Source organism: Lachnoclostridium sp. An169 (assembly GCF_002160525.1).
Taxonomy (GTDB): Bacteria; Bacillota; Clostridia; order Lachnospirales; family Lachnospiraceae; genus Mediterraneibacter; species Mediterraneibacter cottocaccae.
Genome location: NZ_NFKT01000013.1, coordinates 1 through 14,985, shown reverse-complemented (window position 1 = coordinate 14,985; position 14,985 = coordinate 1). Strand labels below are relative to the sequence as shown.

The 14,985-nt window shown below is 48.9% G+C and carries 15 protein-coding genes; 10 read left to right on the top strand and 5 right to left on the bottom strand.

The genetic code is table 11. The annotated features are described in order from the left end of the window. Positions 1 to 5: 5 nt before the first annotated feature. The 3 genes from B5F07_RS10480 to B5F07_RS10470 all read right to left on the bottom strand — a co-directional run bounded on the left by B5F07_RS10480 (position 6) and on the right by B5F07_RS10470 (position 3,187). Positions 6 to 827: a carbohydrate ABC transporter permease gene (locus B5F07_RS10480; protein WP_191404769.1), complete on the bottom strand. Its 822-nt coding sequence runs from the start codon at positions 825 to 827 to the stop codon at positions 6 to 8. A gap of 26 nt (positions 828 to 853) precedes the next feature. Further along, the gene (locus B5F07_RS10475) at positions 854 to 1,738 is read right to left on the bottom strand and encodes a carbohydrate ABC transporter permease (RefSeq protein WP_087161235.1); all 885 of its coding nucleotides are present in this window, start codon (positions 1,736 to 1,738) and stop codon (positions 854 to 856) included. A gap of 111 nt (positions 1,739 to 1,849) precedes the next feature. Continuing rightward, entirely contained in the window at positions 1,850 to 3,187 is a 1,338-nt protein-coding gene (locus B5F07_RS10470) for an ABC transporter substrate-binding protein (protein ID WP_087161234.1), read from the bottom strand. Positions 3,188 to 3,370: 183 nt separating this feature from the next. Between B5F07_RS10470 and B5F07_RS10465 the strand changes: the two genes are divergently transcribed. From B5F07_RS10465 to B5F07_RS10430, 8 genes are all read left to right on the top strand, one after another. After that, positions 3,371 to 4,117 carry a response regulator transcription factor gene (locus B5F07_RS10465; RefSeq protein WP_162613109.1) on the top strand — a complete coding sequence of 249 codons (747 nt, stop codon included), beginning with the start codon at positions 3,371 to 3,373 and terminating at the stop codon, positions 4,115 to 4,117. 15 nt (positions 4,118 to 4,132) lie between these two features. Next, complete coding sequence (locus B5F07_RS10460; protein ID WP_087161232.1) at positions 4,133 to 5,908, top strand: sensor histidine kinase; 1,776 nt, start codon at positions 4,133 to 4,135, stop codon at positions 5,906 to 5,908. Positions 5,909 to 5,984: 76 nt separating this feature from the next. Further along, positions 5,985 to 6,677 (top strand): ABC transporter ATP-binding protein, encoded by a 693-nt coding sequence (locus B5F07_RS10455; protein WP_087161231.1) that lies wholly within the window; start codon positions 5,985 to 5,987, stop codon positions 6,675 to 6,677. Between the two features lie 83 nt (positions 6,678 to 6,760). Further along, positions 6,761 to 8,479 (top strand): efflux RND transporter periplasmic adaptor subunit, encoded by a 1,719-nt coding sequence (locus tag B5F07_RS10450; RefSeq protein WP_087161230.1) that lies wholly within the window; start codon positions 6,761 to 6,763, stop codon positions 8,477 to 8,479. Between the two features lie 21 nt (positions 8,480 to 8,500). Continuing rightward, entirely contained in the window at positions 8,501 to 9,742 is a 1,242-nt protein-coding gene (locus B5F07_RS10445; protein WP_087161229.1) for an ABC transporter permease, read from the top strand. Positions 9,743 to 9,830: 88 nt separating this feature from the next. Then, a complete protein-coding gene (locus B5F07_RS10440; protein ID WP_087161228.1) occupies positions 9,831 to 10,211 on the top strand; it encodes a hypothetical protein in 381 nt (126 codons plus the stop codon). Positions 10,212 to 10,361: 150 nt separating this feature from the next. Then, positions 10,362 to 11,945, top strand: a complete 1,584-nt coding sequence (locus B5F07_RS10435; RefSeq protein WP_087161227.1) for a DUF975 family protein — start codon at positions 10,362 to 10,364, stop codon at positions 11,943 to 11,945. Positions 11,946 to 11,989: 44 nt separating this feature from the next. Then, positions 11,990 to 12,556, top strand: a complete 567-nt coding sequence (locus B5F07_RS10430; RefSeq protein WP_242972500.1) for a prolyl-tRNA synthetase associated domain-containing protein — start codon at positions 11,990 to 11,992, stop codon at positions 12,554 to 12,556. Between the two features lie 44 nt (positions 12,557 to 12,600). On the opposite strand, the gene B5F07_RS10425 is transcribed toward B5F07_RS10430, so the two are convergent. Further along, positions 12,601 to 13,254 carry a DUF5028 domain-containing protein gene (locus tag B5F07_RS10425; RefSeq protein ID WP_087161225.1) on the bottom strand — a complete coding sequence of 218 codons (654 nt, stop codon included), beginning with the start codon at positions 13,252 to 13,254 and terminating at the stop codon, positions 12,601 to 12,603. Beyond that, complete coding sequence (locus B5F07_RS22630) at positions 13,251 to 13,424, bottom strand: hypothetical protein (RefSeq protein WP_162613108.1); 174 nt, start codon at positions 13,422 to 13,424, stop codon at positions 13,251 to 13,253. Before B5F07_RS22630 ends, B5F07_RS10425 begins: the two co-directional genes overlap by 4 nt. Before the next feature lie 24 nt (positions 13,425 to 13,448). Here B5F07_RS22630 and B5F07_RS10420 point away from each other — a divergent pair, with 24 nt between their 5' ends. Together B5F07_RS10420 and B5F07_RS10415 are read left to right on the top strand one after the other, a co-directional pair. Continuing rightward, on the top strand, positions 13,449 to 13,934 hold the full coding sequence (locus tag B5F07_RS10420; RefSeq protein WP_087161224.1) for an ATP-binding protein: 486 nt from the start codon (positions 13,449 to 13,451) through the stop codon (positions 13,932 to 13,934). Between the two features lie 29 nt (positions 13,935 to 13,963). Continuing rightward, entirely contained in the window at positions 13,964 to 14,659 is a 696-nt protein-coding gene (locus tag B5F07_RS10415) for a LytR/AlgR family response regulator transcription factor (protein ID WP_087161223.1), read from the top strand. Positions 14,660 to 14,985: the final 326 nt, after the last annotated feature.

Genomic DNA, 14,985 nt, shown 5'->3' with positions numbered 1-14,985 from the left:
CTCCACTAACCTTTTAATCCTGACGTTGCAATCCCTTCCACAAAATACTTCTGCAGGCAGAAAAACATGATCATCGGCGGAATAACAGACACACACGCCATTGCCATAATCTCATTCCAGTTTGCCGAAGCTGCTACGTCAAGTCCCATCCGCAGTGCAAGTGACAACGGATATTTTGATACACTGTTGATATATACCAGCGGATTCATAAAATCATTCCATGTCCAGATTGTCTGAAAAATACAGATTGACATCATAGACGGTTTCAGTACCGGCAGAAGAATCTTCGTCAGTATCTGGAACGAACCGCACCCGTCTATCTTTGCCGCCTCATCTAGTTCTCTCGGTATTCCCCGCAGGAACTGCACTTCCTGATAGATGAAAAAAGGATAGCAGGCAAACAGGGCAGGCATCCAGAACGGCATATAACTGTTCAGCCATCCGAAATCCCGAAACAGGAGATATCGGGGGATAATCAGCACGGAATTTGGCACCATAAGGGTTGAAAGCATGATCCCGAAAAGAAGCTTATTTCCCTTAAATGAAAATCTGGCAAATCCGTACGCGACAACCGTACAGGACACAACGGTAAACAGTACCGTAGGTACAACCAGGACAAACGTATTGATAAAATAGTCTGTAAATGTATACTGTCCGGATGACTTCCACCCTTCAATAAATCCGGAAAGATCAAAATGCTGTGGTAGAAGTGCAGTCGCAAGATTAATCTCATCATTTGTTTTAAATGATGCAAAAAACATCCAGATCAGAGGATAGATCATAACAATGCCAAGAGCCAGTACAACAAGAAATGATATCCAACGCATCAGTTTCCTTTTTCTTTTCTTCACGGTTACTCGCCTCCCTCATCTCCATAGAACACCCAGAATTTCGAAGTAATAAAGATCACGCCGGTCAGCGCCAGAAGAAGCACAAACAAAAGCCATGATTCCGCACTGGCATATCCAAGATCTGATTTCACAAATGCATCCTCATAAATTTTAAGAGCCATAACATTCGTCGATTTTATCGGTCCTCCCCCTGTCACAACATATGCAGATGTATAATTCTGCAGGGCATTGATTGTCTGCATTACGATATTAAACAGCATTACCGGACTTATCATCGGCAATGTAACCTGGAAAAACGACCGAACTTTTCCCGCCCCATCTATCTGCGCCGCCTCATACAGATCGGCAGGGACCTGCTTAAGAGCCGCGAAAAACAATACCATGGAGGAACCAAACTGCCAGACATCGATCAGACCAATCGTAATCAAGGCATACTTCGGATCTCCCAGCCAGTTGATCTCTGTGCCAAGGAGATTATTTACAATCCCTGTTTTCATGAACATGACCCGCCACAGTGCAGAAATCGCCACACTTCCGCCCAGAATCGACGGGAGATAGTAAACGGTTCTGAATATGCGAATTCCTTTGATTTTCATGCTCAGCAGCATGGCGACTGCAAGGGCGAAGATCAATTTTGCCGGAACAGTCATAAAAATATATTTCAGTGTGACCAGCACGGAATTAATGATATCCGCATCTCCCGTAAACATCCGTAAATAATTGTCAAGACCGATAAAATCGTAATCTCCGCCAAGCTTAATGTTTGTAAGGGAATACCGGAAAGAATTTGCCAGCGGAAGCAGTTGAAACATAAGAAAGCCAACGATCCACGGGAGTATGTATATGTATCCTTTCGCATCCCCGAGCTTTTTTTTCTTTTTTCCCATACCTGACCTCTTTTCTGAAAGCGGAGATGCCGCACTCAGAACTTTTCCTTCTATGTTACGGCATCCCCATACTTTCCAAAACCTCTTCTTATCTGTATCCTCAGGATATTGCTATCCTTTCAGCCTGTTCAGTGTTTCCTCAAGAAGAGTCATCGTCTCCTCCGTAATACTCTGCGCATCACCCTGATCATAGGCAATTTTCTCTGTCGCGTCCTGAAGGATCTCCACTACCTCAGTGGGGGTGTAGATATTCTGATGAGCAGTTCCTGTCTCTGCAGCCTTTTCCACAGCAGTCACAAGCACCGGATCAATATATCCTTTTTCTTCGCAGATCTGCTGTCCTTTTTCTGTCGGTGGGATCGAGCGGCATCCTTTCAGTGTATCCAGAGCTGTCTCGTCATTAAAAAAGTAATTCAGGAAATCCGCGGCCACCTCCGGATGTTCACATGTAGACGATATTGCCATCATCTGCGGCGGAACATAAAGGATTCCAGTCTCTTTCGCGTCTTCAAACACCGGCATATCAAGAGCCGCTGCTGTATCCTTAAAATCATAATACCCGTCATAGATGTTAGAGGTTGCTCCATATGCGACCGCCAGTTCATGGTTAATCCATTTCGGATTTGTATTGATCTTCAGAGAATACGGAGCGCTGTCCGCTGCCGGTTCCAACACATTGTTGTCGTACATTTCTTCAATGAGCGTAAATGCCGTGAGAAGATCCTCTTTTGTAAAATTCATCTCATAGGTATCAACATCGATCATATCCTCGCCCGTAATCTGTGCCATAATGGAACCTAAAAGCTCTTTTCCAAGTGTCTCGATATCAATATTAAAAAGATAATAGCTGCTGTTGGCTTCATGCATCTTTTTGCCCGCCGCAATAAAATCGTCCCATGTCACGATACTTTCCGGATCAATCCCCACCTCGTCAAACAGGGCTGTATTGGCAAGCCAGATTCCACCGTTTACTCCTGTCGGCAGGGCGATCATTTTTCCGTCGTAGTAAGAAAAGTTCTGTACAAAATCCTGATTAAATCCTGAAGTATCAAGTACATCCGAGTAGTCTTCCAGATTGACAAAGACATCACCGATTGCCATAAGATCCGTAACTGTATTGGCATTATACTGGATAATATCAGCTGCTGTACCACCGGAAAGCTGTGTGGTAAGTTTTTCAAAATACCCGTCATATCCGCCATACTCCGCCTCAATCGTTACATTGGGATGTGCTTCTTCGTACTGCTCGATTACTGCCAGGGTAGCTTCATGCCGCACGTCATCTCCCCACCACATAAACCGCAGCGTGATATCTTCTTCGTTTTCTTCGCTATTTCCCTGTTCTCCCTGCTTTTCTTCCGAATCGTTCTGACCGCAGCCACCAGCAGCAAATGCCGTTGAAATTCCTAGAATCGCCGCCAGCATCATCGCTACATACTTTTTTCTCATAAAACTGTTCCTCCTTTTCTTTTCATTTCTCGGATATCCTTTCTGATATACAATTTACCATGTCCGTAATTTTCTTTACAGGTGCCTTCCTTGACATTTCTTCCGAGATTATGCTAACATTATCAGCAAAAGTATCATTTTTTGACATTTTTCTTCTATTTTTATTCAAAGGAGATGTGCAATATGCTCAAACTGGTTATTGTTGAGGATGAAGACAACATCCGTGAATGCCTTGTCAATCTGTTTCCCTGGAATTCCCTTGGCATTACGGTCACAGAAAGCTTTTCCAACGGTCAGGATGCATGGCACTATCTTTCCTGTCATCCGGCAGATATTCTGCTGAGCGATATCCGGCTTCCCGGCATATCCGGACTTGACCTTGTCCGTATGCTTCGGGAGGAGAAGAACTCTATTGCCATTATTATTCTGACCGGATACCGGCATTTTGATTATGCACAGAAGGCAATCCGATATAAAGTACATGACTTTCTTCTGAAGCCGATCAAATACGAAGAATTAACCGCCGCAGTACTCCGCATCAAAGAAGAACTGGAAGCAGAAACTCCCGATGAGACCGACATTCCGGATACCGGAGATAATACGTATCACGCCAAAGTGATTGATGCGGCCAAAGATTATGTGCAGTCCCATCTCAGCGATGTCTCGCTGGATACGGCTGCTATATCGGTTCATTTAAGTCCGGGCTACTTTTCTCGCCTCTTTCACAAAATAACCGGAATGACCTTTTCCGATTATCTGACTCAGAGCAGAATGAAACGGGCTGCAGAACTTCTGAAAAACATTGATTTTAAGACCTACGAAATCGCACTGATGGTAGGATATGATAACCCCAAAAATTTTACCCGTGCATTTAAACAATACTACAAAATTACTCCGAGAGAGTTTCGCGACAACTCCATCCAAAAATAAGGCAGGAATCTTTTGATGAAACAGAAGTATTTTATCCACAAATTTATCCGCTACTTTTTTATTTTTTCTCTTCCCGTAATCATTATCGGACTTTTGCTGTCCATTTTTTCTTATATTCAGATCCGGAAAAACACAAACTCGCAAGCACAGAGCACATTCCAGACCGGCACACGGCTCATGGAGGAGATTCTTACAAAGGGGGACGAAGTGGCTGTTATGCTTAACAACAGCACTGACGTCTCCATGTCCATGTACCGGATTCTCAATCAGGCATCTCTGAATTATAAGGAAAATGCCGTAAAAGACATCATGTATTCCATCCTGGAAAATGTCCGTTCTGGCTGCAATTATATTGACTCTGTATATATCTACTATCCAAATGAAAATGATATATTTTTTCAGACGGGACGCCAGATCACTTCCATCTCCGATACGCCGGATCAACAGTGGCTTTCTGATTTCAAGAGCCATACAGATAAAGAAGATGCCTGGATTGTAAACCGTTCCTTTCAGAACTATTCCTTTGAGGCAGCCCACGAGGCTGTCACAATATACCGTCGGATCAATTATTATGATGGTGTGCTTGTTATAAATCTGAACCAGAGTGTGCTTTCGCAACTTCTGGCATCTATAGAGAACTATTCCAACGAGGCAATACTTGTCACAGATTCTGCAGGCAGGCTTCTCTTCTCCAATGACAATGCCTCTGCTATGAATTTTGATAAAAACAACAGCGTACACCTTCAGCTTTCTCTCTCCGCATCAGAGGAAGGCAGATATCTCATGCCTGTCCGATATGAGGGAGAATCTTATATTCTGACAGAATTTACCTATCCCGAATATGGGCTTCACTTTCTTTCTCTTGTTCCAACCCATGATATCTATCAGCTCATGTACCAGATCCTTTACTGCGCCGTTGCCGGAGTTATCATTGCGGCAGTTTTATGCCTGATATTCAGTTTCTATCTGACAAATAAAAATTTCAGCCAGATCGAACAGCTTCTGGATATTCTCTGGCAGGCGGAAACCGGCACTTATCCGCTTGACGGCAGAAATGATCAGGGCAGTGAAAAACTTGATGAATATAACCTTATCCTCAATCATGTAATCCATACCTTTGTAAGAAATAATGCACTTACCCTGCAGGTGAAAGAAGGGGAACTAAAGAAAACATTAAGTGAGCTGAAAGCCCTTCAGCTTCAGATCAATCCACACTTTTTCTTCAATACGCTCCAATCTATTGATATGGAAATCGTCAAGCAGGAAGGATATCAGGCTCCAGCAAGCAGGCTGATCCATGCACTATCTGATATTCTGCGCTATGCTCTCGGTGATTCTTCATCGCCCGTCACGCTCCGGGAGGAAATCTGTTCCTGCAAAGAGTATGTGGAAATACAGAAGTTCCATCATCCGGGACAGATTGCACTTCTGTGGGAATATGACGAGGATATCCTGAACTGCCGCGTCATCCGCATGCTTTTCCAGCCGCTTCTCGAAAACAGTATTCAGTACAGCATACATTCGCCCCAGGACTCCCTCGTAATCCGGATTAAAATCCTGGACAGAGGTGATTCTCTTCGCTTTCATATTCTGGACAACGGGGCAGGAATCCGCCGTGATCGCCTGACAGCAATTCGTAAGTCTCTCGACGCCCCGGATGATCAGAAATTCCACATCGGTGTAAGAAACACCCATAAACGGCTTACTCTGTCCTATCCTGGCAATAACGGTCTGACAATCCTCAGCCATGAAGGGCAGGGAACCTGTATCAGTTTTTCCATTCCAAAATAACCTTCCCCTATTGACATTTTCCTTTTGCAGTATTATTGTATTACTTAATTAATACAATAATGAAAAGGAGACTATTATGGAACCACTCATAAGGGTTGAGAACTTACATAAGATTTACAATCCGGGTGAGAATGAAGTCCGCGCTCTTGACGGCGTCAGCCTGACCATTGAAAAAGGGGAGTTTGTCGCTATTGTAGGGCATTCCGGTTCGGGAAAATCCACGCTGATGAACATGCTCGGCTGTCTGGATACCCCGACATCCGGACACTATTACCTGAACGGCAGGGACGTATCCGGGCTGACAGACAATCAGCTCTCTGAAATCCGCAACCAGGAGATCGGCTTCATCTTCCAGGGTTTTAACCTGATCCCGAATCTGGACGCCATAGGGAATGTAGAACTTCCCCTGATCTACCGGGGCGTTTCAAAGCAGACCCGGCGCAGGCTCGCCACTGCCGCCCTCACAAAAGTCGGTCTCGGGAAACGTATGAAGCACCGGCCGGGGGAACTTTCCGGCGGACAACAGCAGCGAGTCGCCGTGGCAAGGGCCATTGCCGCGCAGCCTCCTGTCATACTGGCGGATGAACCCACCGGGAATCTGGACAGCAGATCGACCGTTGAAATCATGAATATTTTAAAAGAACTCCACAAAAGCGGCAGGACCGTCATCGTCATCACCCACGACGATGACATTGCCCGGCAGAGCAGAAGAGTCATCCGCATCAGCGACGGGCGCGTGGAAGCGGATTATCTGAATGGTGAATCGTGAAATATAAAGATGAAAGATTAAAGTTATAAGATGATCCGATTTAAGAAAGTAATTCAAAAAAAACCAAGAGAAAGGAAAACATAATGAAACGTAAGAAAAACAATAACCAACCTGATATTCCATCCACAGACACGGAATTCCCGGTCGAAACAGACCTGTCAGACACCGACGTGCTTTCTGCAGTTCCCGCGCCTCCAAAAAAGAAGCTGCCCGGCTGGGTTATCATACCGGTAATCGGAGTATTGATCCTGGCATTTTTAGGATTGTCATTCCTGACATCCGGGCAGTCTTCAGGCACAGACGCCGGCACTGCTCTTGCCACGGTACGGGCTTCCCGCGGCACGGTATCTGAGGAGTACAATTCCACTGGAACTATCGAAAGTGAAAATACAAAAACCTACTACTCTCCTGTCACTGCGCCTATCAGCCAGTGCAATGCGGTAGTCGGTCAGGCAGTCAGAGAAGGGGATCTGCTCGTCTCCTTTGACACCTCTACCCTGGAGCGGGATAATCAGCAGGCACAGCTGACTCTCCAGTCAAGCCTGAATGCCTCCCGGGCAACCAAAGCCCAGAATGCCAAAGCTGCAGAAGCCGCCAGCGCTGCTGCCAGTCAGGCCGCCGCACAGGCAAATGCCCTGGAAAACGAAGTAAATACTCTGGCTTCACAGGTCGCTCAGGCGAAGGCACAGTATGAAGCCAACGCAAAGGCTGCCGAGGCTCAGACACAGGAAAATGCCGCACGCCGTCAGGAACTGGAAAACGAAATCAGCGTTCAGCAGCAGATCATCGACAGCAGCCAGAATATCATCGACTCCACGGAAACCGGATATGCCGGAAAGCGGGCGGATCTTGACGCAGCTCTCAATATTCCGGAAGCGGAGCGGACAGAGGAACAGAAGAAGACAATCTCTGATCTGGAGCCGGTGTTCCAGGCCTATGATGAAGCAGTTGCCGCGCGCAGCCAGGCGCAGACAAAAGTCAGTGCTCTGCAGGGCGAGCTGTCAAAGCTTCCGGATATTTCAGTAGATGATGCCGGATATACAGAGCTGAAAGCACAGTACGATGCAAAATATGCCGAGTGGCAGGCTGCAGTTCAGGCTGCAGGTTCCGTCTCCGCAGATACTGGGATGACCGCAGAAGAACTTAAGGGACTGGACATCAGCGACAACCTGGCAGAACTTGCAGCGCTCACACCGGAAGAACTGCTCCAGAAAGGAAGAGAAGGAGTGAAAGCCGACATGAATGGTGTCATAGCCTCTGCAGAGGCAGCACAATCCGGAACCGCCGCCCAGGGCGGAGCGCTGTTTACGATTGCCAGCACCGACAACGTCAGGGTAAAGATTGAAATCTCTCCCGATGACTATGCAAAAGTCAAAACAGGGACCACTGCTGTTATCACTATGGGAGAAAGTACCTACGAGGGGACGCTGACAGCCATTGACCGGATCGCCCTTCCAAACGCTCAGGGCAACTCCGTGATCGGAGCCCAGGTTCACATCAATAACCCGGACGGTAATATCTGCATCGGTGCTTCGGCAAAAGTCCGCATGACCATTGCAGAGGCAAAAGACGTGATCGTCATTCCCACAGAAGCTGTCAATGCTTCCTCCGACGGCGATTTTGTCTACGTCATCGAGGATGGCATAGTGCGGGAACGCCCGGTGGAACTCGGCGTCATGTCAGCCACACAGGCGGAAGTCGTAAATGGTCTTTCCGATGGGGATCTTGTGGTAAATGATCTGACCAATCTGGACATTCACGAAGGAATGCGCGCTGTTGCCCAGGAGACCGAATCCGAATAACCGTCCAGGAGGGAAAAACATATGGGACAATTTTTTGAATACATCAAGATGGCTCTGGATAACATCCGCGCCAACAAAGGCCGTTCCTTCCTCACCATGCTCGGCATCATCATCGGCATCACCTCGGTGGTGACCATCGTCTCCATCGGAAACGGACTGAAAAATGACGTGGTGAACGCCGCCAGTCAGCAGACCAACACGGTGACTGTCCAGGCGAATACCGAGGAACTGACGGATCCCCAGGTTATCACCGGGGACGACATTTCCTATCTGAAGAGTTCCCTTGGAGATATGGTGGAAAGCGTCACCGCGTACCAGAGTACCACAGGGAAATGCACAACACGGAAAGGAACCTTTGACGCATACATCACACTGACTACTCCCGACTACGCTGATACCATGAATTCCGCCCCTCTCATGCGTGGCAGTTATTTCACAGAAAACGACATGGTAAACGGAAGACCTGTCTGCGTTATCGACGAGCTCACAGCCATCTATCTGTTCGGCAACACCAATGTGACCGGCATGACTTTTGAACTCGCCATCGGAAGCGGTATCCGGGATGTGACCATCCTCGGAATCCGTGAGACTTCCGACGATATGATGGAAGTGGAACAGACCTACCAGGCAATGGGTCTTGACATCACTTCTATCTCCATCGAAATGCCTTATACTTCCGCAGAAGCTTTCGGCATCCCGGTAGAGGGATTCTCTTCCGTCACCCTGACAGCAGCAGACAGCGATGCTTCCTCCCAGGTGGCATCTGCCGCGGTCCGGGTGCTTAACTCCAGACATGCAGATCTGGGGGATGCTCCCTTCATCCGCCAACGCCCCATTGACCTCACCGACATGTTCGGCGCAGTCATGGACGGGGTCACCGCTTTCGTGGCACTTGTTGCGGGGATTTCCCTGGTAGTCGGCGGTATCGGCGTCATGAATATTATGCTGGTCTCCGTCACGGAACGGACCCGGGAAATCGGGATCCGCAAGGCGCTGGGGGCAAAGACCGGCTCCATCATCGCCCAGTTTCTGTGCGAGTCTGCCATCATCTCCGGAATCGGCGGCATCATCGGTATCCTGCTGGGCGGAGGTCTTACCGCACTGATCAGCGCCCTTAAGCTTGGAGGCATCACTGCCTCCCTGTCACTCCCGGCGGTTGTAACCGCCACCCTTTTCTCCTGCGGCGTAGGGATTATTTTCGGCATTTACCCGGCAAGAAAAGCAGCGAATTTAAGCCCCATCGAAGCACTCCGCAGGATGTAAACGGGAAAGCGCAGGAGAAAGCACATGGTCTGCAAACCGTGTTTTCTATAAACCCTTTTTACACAATTTTATGAGGAGGTATCTCACAATGAAGAAGAAAAAAAGCACACTGTTAAATGTCGTATCTATTCTGCTGATCATTTTCAGCGCCTTTGGTATTCTCGGAGGAATCATTACACTCGCCACCTACGACGCCATCACCTCGGCTCTGGAATCTATGGGAATGGCAGCCATCCCCATGTGGTCTTACGTTGTATCACTGATCATGTCATGTATCGATATGGCCGCAGGTATCATGGGTGTCATGTACCGCTCCAGGAAGTCCGTAATGATCATCGGAGCAGTCTATGTCCTGTCTGTAATCGCCACCATCGTGTTCAATATCGTCACGACCGGATTCTCAGCCGCATATATTCTGAACCTGATCCTTCCGGTTCTCTATGTCTGGGGCTGGTACCAGTCCGAATAAATATCCGGGAACAGCGCGCTTCGAATTGCCGGGCGAAGCGCGCTTCGATTCATCTTGCAAATTATATTCATCTAAATTATAATAATACAGTGTCGGAATCATCCGGCACTGTTACTTTTTACACTGTTTTTATTCAGTCCGGAGGCATATATGTGGACGAGGAAAGCGCTAAAGAAAAAATCTCGTACAGCCATAAAGAAGAACTATTTCAAGCTGATTTCCGTCTGCTTCCTTATTGCTGTACTTACAACTGCATACCCGGTTTCCACTACCTTTTTCGGTTATCAGACTTCCGTGCCGGAAAAAGGAGCAACAGACGCGCCTTTTGCACCTGACATCTCCAATTCCCAGGTGGCGGAGGAAATGGTCAGCAACTTTCTGGATGACACCATTCTCGACCGTCTGATCGGCAGCTCTCCTGTGGATCCGGGCAGTTTTCTGATCGACCTCTATACATCCGGCACGTCCTTTTTCTTCTCCGTGCTCAGGACAATAAACACATTTGTCACAGAGGATATCGGATTCTCCGCAGTTTTTCTTCTCAGCGGGGTGGTCCTGTCCTTTTTATACCTGATCTTTGTCAACAATATTCTCCAGGTCGGCGAGAAACGTTTCTTCCTTGAACTCCACAATTACAGAAACACCCCGCTCTCGAAGATCTTTTTCCTGTATCAGCTGCGCTGTTTTATCCATCCTGCATGGGTGATGTTTTGCCGCTCTTTTTTCCAGTTTCTGTGGAATCTGACGGTCATCGGCGGTTTCATAAAGCATTATGAGTATAGTCTGATCCCGTATATTCTCGCTGAAAATCCGAAGATCCGCCGGAAAGATGCATTTTTTCTCTCCCGTCAGCTCACGCAGCACAACAAGTGGAAAATGTTCCTTCTGGATCTGTCTTTCACCGGATGGGAAATTCTGTCTCTGTGTACCCTCGGAGCAGCAGATCTGCTCTTTGTAAACCCATATATGACAGGGTGCAGGGCCCAGCTCTATCTCACGCTGAGGAGGAATTATGTGCTCTCCCGCTCTCCGGGATTTGAGAATTTAAGTGATTCCTACCTGGAACATGTTCCCACAGAGGACGAGCTGCTGATCAGCAAGGCGCTCTATGACGACTCCCGCGGACCTTATTCCAGGATCACGCAGTTTGAGCCGGAACAGTATCCCATGTTCCTTTTTTCCGTACAGCCTCCCTCGAGAGCTGTCCACAGTCCTCTGAAAGCAGGAAGGAAATACAGCTTTCTCTCCTACGTTTTTCTGTTCCATGCATTTTCCATCTTCGGGTGGGTACTGGAGGCGCTGACCAGTCTTCTGCAGAGCGGAACCCTGCCGGATACCAACTTCATGAGCGGTCCCTGGCTCCCCCTGTATGGAGTATGCGCTGTATTGCTCCTGGCGGTTATCCGGCATTTTCTGGACAAACCGGTGCTTGTATTCCTCATGAACTTCTGCCTCTACACAGTGGGAGAATACACGATGAACTGGCTCTTTGAGTTGGGTCTCGGGCTGCACCTTCGCAACTACAGTGAATATTTTCTCAACCTGGGCGGCAGAGTTTACCTGGGCGGCTCTGTTTCATTCGCGCTCCTTGGATGCGCATTTCTCTATTATTTTGCGCCGAGGTGGAACGAATGGTTCCTGAAACTTACGCACACAAAACGGGTCCTGCTGACCACACTGCTGACTCTTCTGTTCGCAGCGGATCTCGCCGTATCACTCTGGCTCAGACTGTAACGATAAAATGCGGCCTGAATAAAATTATGGAGGATAATCAATCTATGAACGAAACTTATTCAACCGAAATCTATATCAGCAAAGATCATTTTACACAGATGCCGGACTGTACCGGCCGCCCGGACAAAGAGCGCCGGGTCTATGAACTTCTGGAAAAACTGGGAATCCCCTTTGAGGGCGTGGATCATGAAGCCGCTTTCACCATCGAAGCATGCCGGGGAATCGAGGACGAACTGGGTATCATGCCCTGCAAGAACCTGTTTCTGTGCAACCGGCAGAAAACAGCCTTCTACCTGCTCCTCATGCCCGGGGACAAGAAGTTCCTCACAAAGGACCTCTCCCATCAGCTGGGCATCTCAAGGCTCTCCTTCGCCGGGCCGGAATATATGGAGCAGTACCTGGACATCACGCCCGGAAGCGTCAGCGTCATGGGTCTGATGAACGACACAGAACATAAGGTAAATCTCGTGATCGACGGGGATATCTTAAGAAGTGAATACATCGGCTGCCATCCCTGCATCAACACAGCAAGCCTGAAGATCAGGACGCAGGATATTCTGGAAAAGTTTCTGCCGTCCACAGGACATACGTGGACGGCAGTGGAGCTGTAAATTTTCACGGGCTGCTTAAGCCCCTGTTTTTCCGCGCCGGACGCTCACTCTTCCGCCTCGACCCGGATCTGGATCTGCTGCGGATAGAGGGACACCGGCAAATACATTTCTGCCCCGCGCACCTCATCTTCCGTAAGACCAAGCCCCGGTCCCGACGCATCGGACGACGGGGCGAAGAAAAACGGCAGGCAGAACTCCATAGAGGTCTGGGGGCGGAGCCGGAAGTCCATGAACATCGAGGGCTCCCCCGGATTGACGAGCCAGTACAGGGAATCGCTGATCTGCAGCATAAAGTCCGTGGCAGTCAGGTTGTAGTTCATAAACGCCAGACCGCAGTCCTCCTTCTCCTCCGTACCGCCGTTTCGCACAAAGATATTCACCTCATATACCATCTCGGGGAACACTTCGCTGTTCTTATCCGGCAGGGAATCCCCCTCCTCCAGGCTCGCCTCAATGCTCTCCTTATGCTTTTCCATAAATTCATCATAGGTCAGGATATGTGCCGACTCCACGGTCACAAAATACCCGTTCATATCTTCATAGCTGTCCAGGAAGATATTCTCCCCAAGGGCCGCCTCCTGTCCCATCTCATAGTTCACGATCTCCGGTTCTCTCACATCCGCGTTCACTGCCCGGACCCGCAGGGCAAGGGCCGCGCACAGCAGTACTGCCAACGCGCCGATGAGTCTCTTCTTCATATGCTCCCCTCCCCGCTTTCTGCAGACGTGCCTTTTTCGTCCTCCACGACCACGCCCCGGCTGTTCTCCACAGACACGACGCGCCCGTTCTCCAGGAAATAGATCTCGTCCGCCATCTCCAGACTTGCCGGGAGCTCCTGGAAAACGGGGAGACAAAGACCTGCGTCCATTATCTCGGCACTCTCCTGCACCAGATGACCACGGACCGCCGTGATATCCATACCGGAAACGCTGTCATCGACGCGGTCCTATCCTGCAAGCTCGCTGACGCCCGGGCGCACCGCATCAGCCTGGTCAACTCGGTCATCCTCCCGGAAGGAATGACACTTCCCATTGAGGATACCGAGCTTTCTGCCGTCCTCGCCTGTGCGTTGGACAATGCGGTAGAGGCGTGTCTGGAACTGCCGGATGACCGGCAGCGCTACATCCACACGACTATCAAGATCTTGAAGTCCAGTTTTTTCCTGCAGATTGAGAACAGCAGCGGAGGACATTATAATCAGACCCGCGAGGGGATTCCCGCCACGACAAAAGAACGGGCAGGGGAAGATCACGGCATCGGACTGAGACGGATCGCCGGGATCGCGGAACGGGCCGGAGGCTTCTTAAAACTCTGCCCTGAGAAAGACCAGTTCACGTTCACCCTGATCCTGCCCCTGGACAGCGGGGACTGTACATGACTATTGACATATGATAACGGAGGCTGTGCATGACTATCAACGTATGTATTCTTGAGGATGAAGAGCCCTATATCAGAACACTCGAAGAACTGCTCCGGAAATGGCAGGCTGCAAATTCTGCGGACCTTTCTGTTTCTGTCTGCCGTTCCGGGGAAGAGTTCCTGTCGCTTGACTATTCCCACTTCTCCCTGCTCTTCCTGGATATCCGTCTGGGAGATACAGACGGAGTCAGCCTGGCATACCGTCTCCGACAGGACGGATATACCGGAGAACTGGTCTTTCTCACCGCCTATCAGGAGTATGTCTTCGAAGGCTATAATGTCCGCGCCCTCAATTATTATCTCAAGCCCATCTCCTACGAACAGCTCGACTCCTGCATGCAGTATGTGAAACGCCGCCAGTCAGGAGCCTATTTTGTCTGCCGCCACTACGGGAATATCACAAAGATCCCCTACCGGGATATTCTGTACTTTTCAAGCCGGAACCAGTATACCGAGGTCCACACATCTGACGGGAGCGTCCACCGCCAGGCGATGCCACTCAAAAATGTGATCTCCTCTCTTCCCTCCGAGTTTATCCAGTGCCACCGTACCCTGGCGGTCAATATCGACCATGTGGAAAAGCTTGACGGCACCACGGTCTTTGTAACAGGCGGCGAACAGCTCCCGATTAGCAAGACATACCTGGAAGAAGTACGGGAACGTTTTCTGGAGTCTCTGCTGTAAATTTTTCTTGCCTTTTCAAAACGCTCTGTGTATAATGTTCTTACATTAAATCTCAGGGCGGCGTCTTGTACTGCAGTTCCAGATATTTCATCCGTCCTGCAGGAAATATTACCACTGTTTCCTGTTCAGAAGTTCATGGCCGCTCGGCCGGGAAATTCCGATTTTTAATGGATACCACTTTACAACCATCACACCGGACGGATATCCCGGCTGAAAACGCCTTGTTTTTCCCCTTCTATGTTGCTACAATATCTATAGAAACAGGCTGAAATCTCTCATGGGATATCCTCCGGCACCACAGCGAAAGGAGAAACACATGACAGATT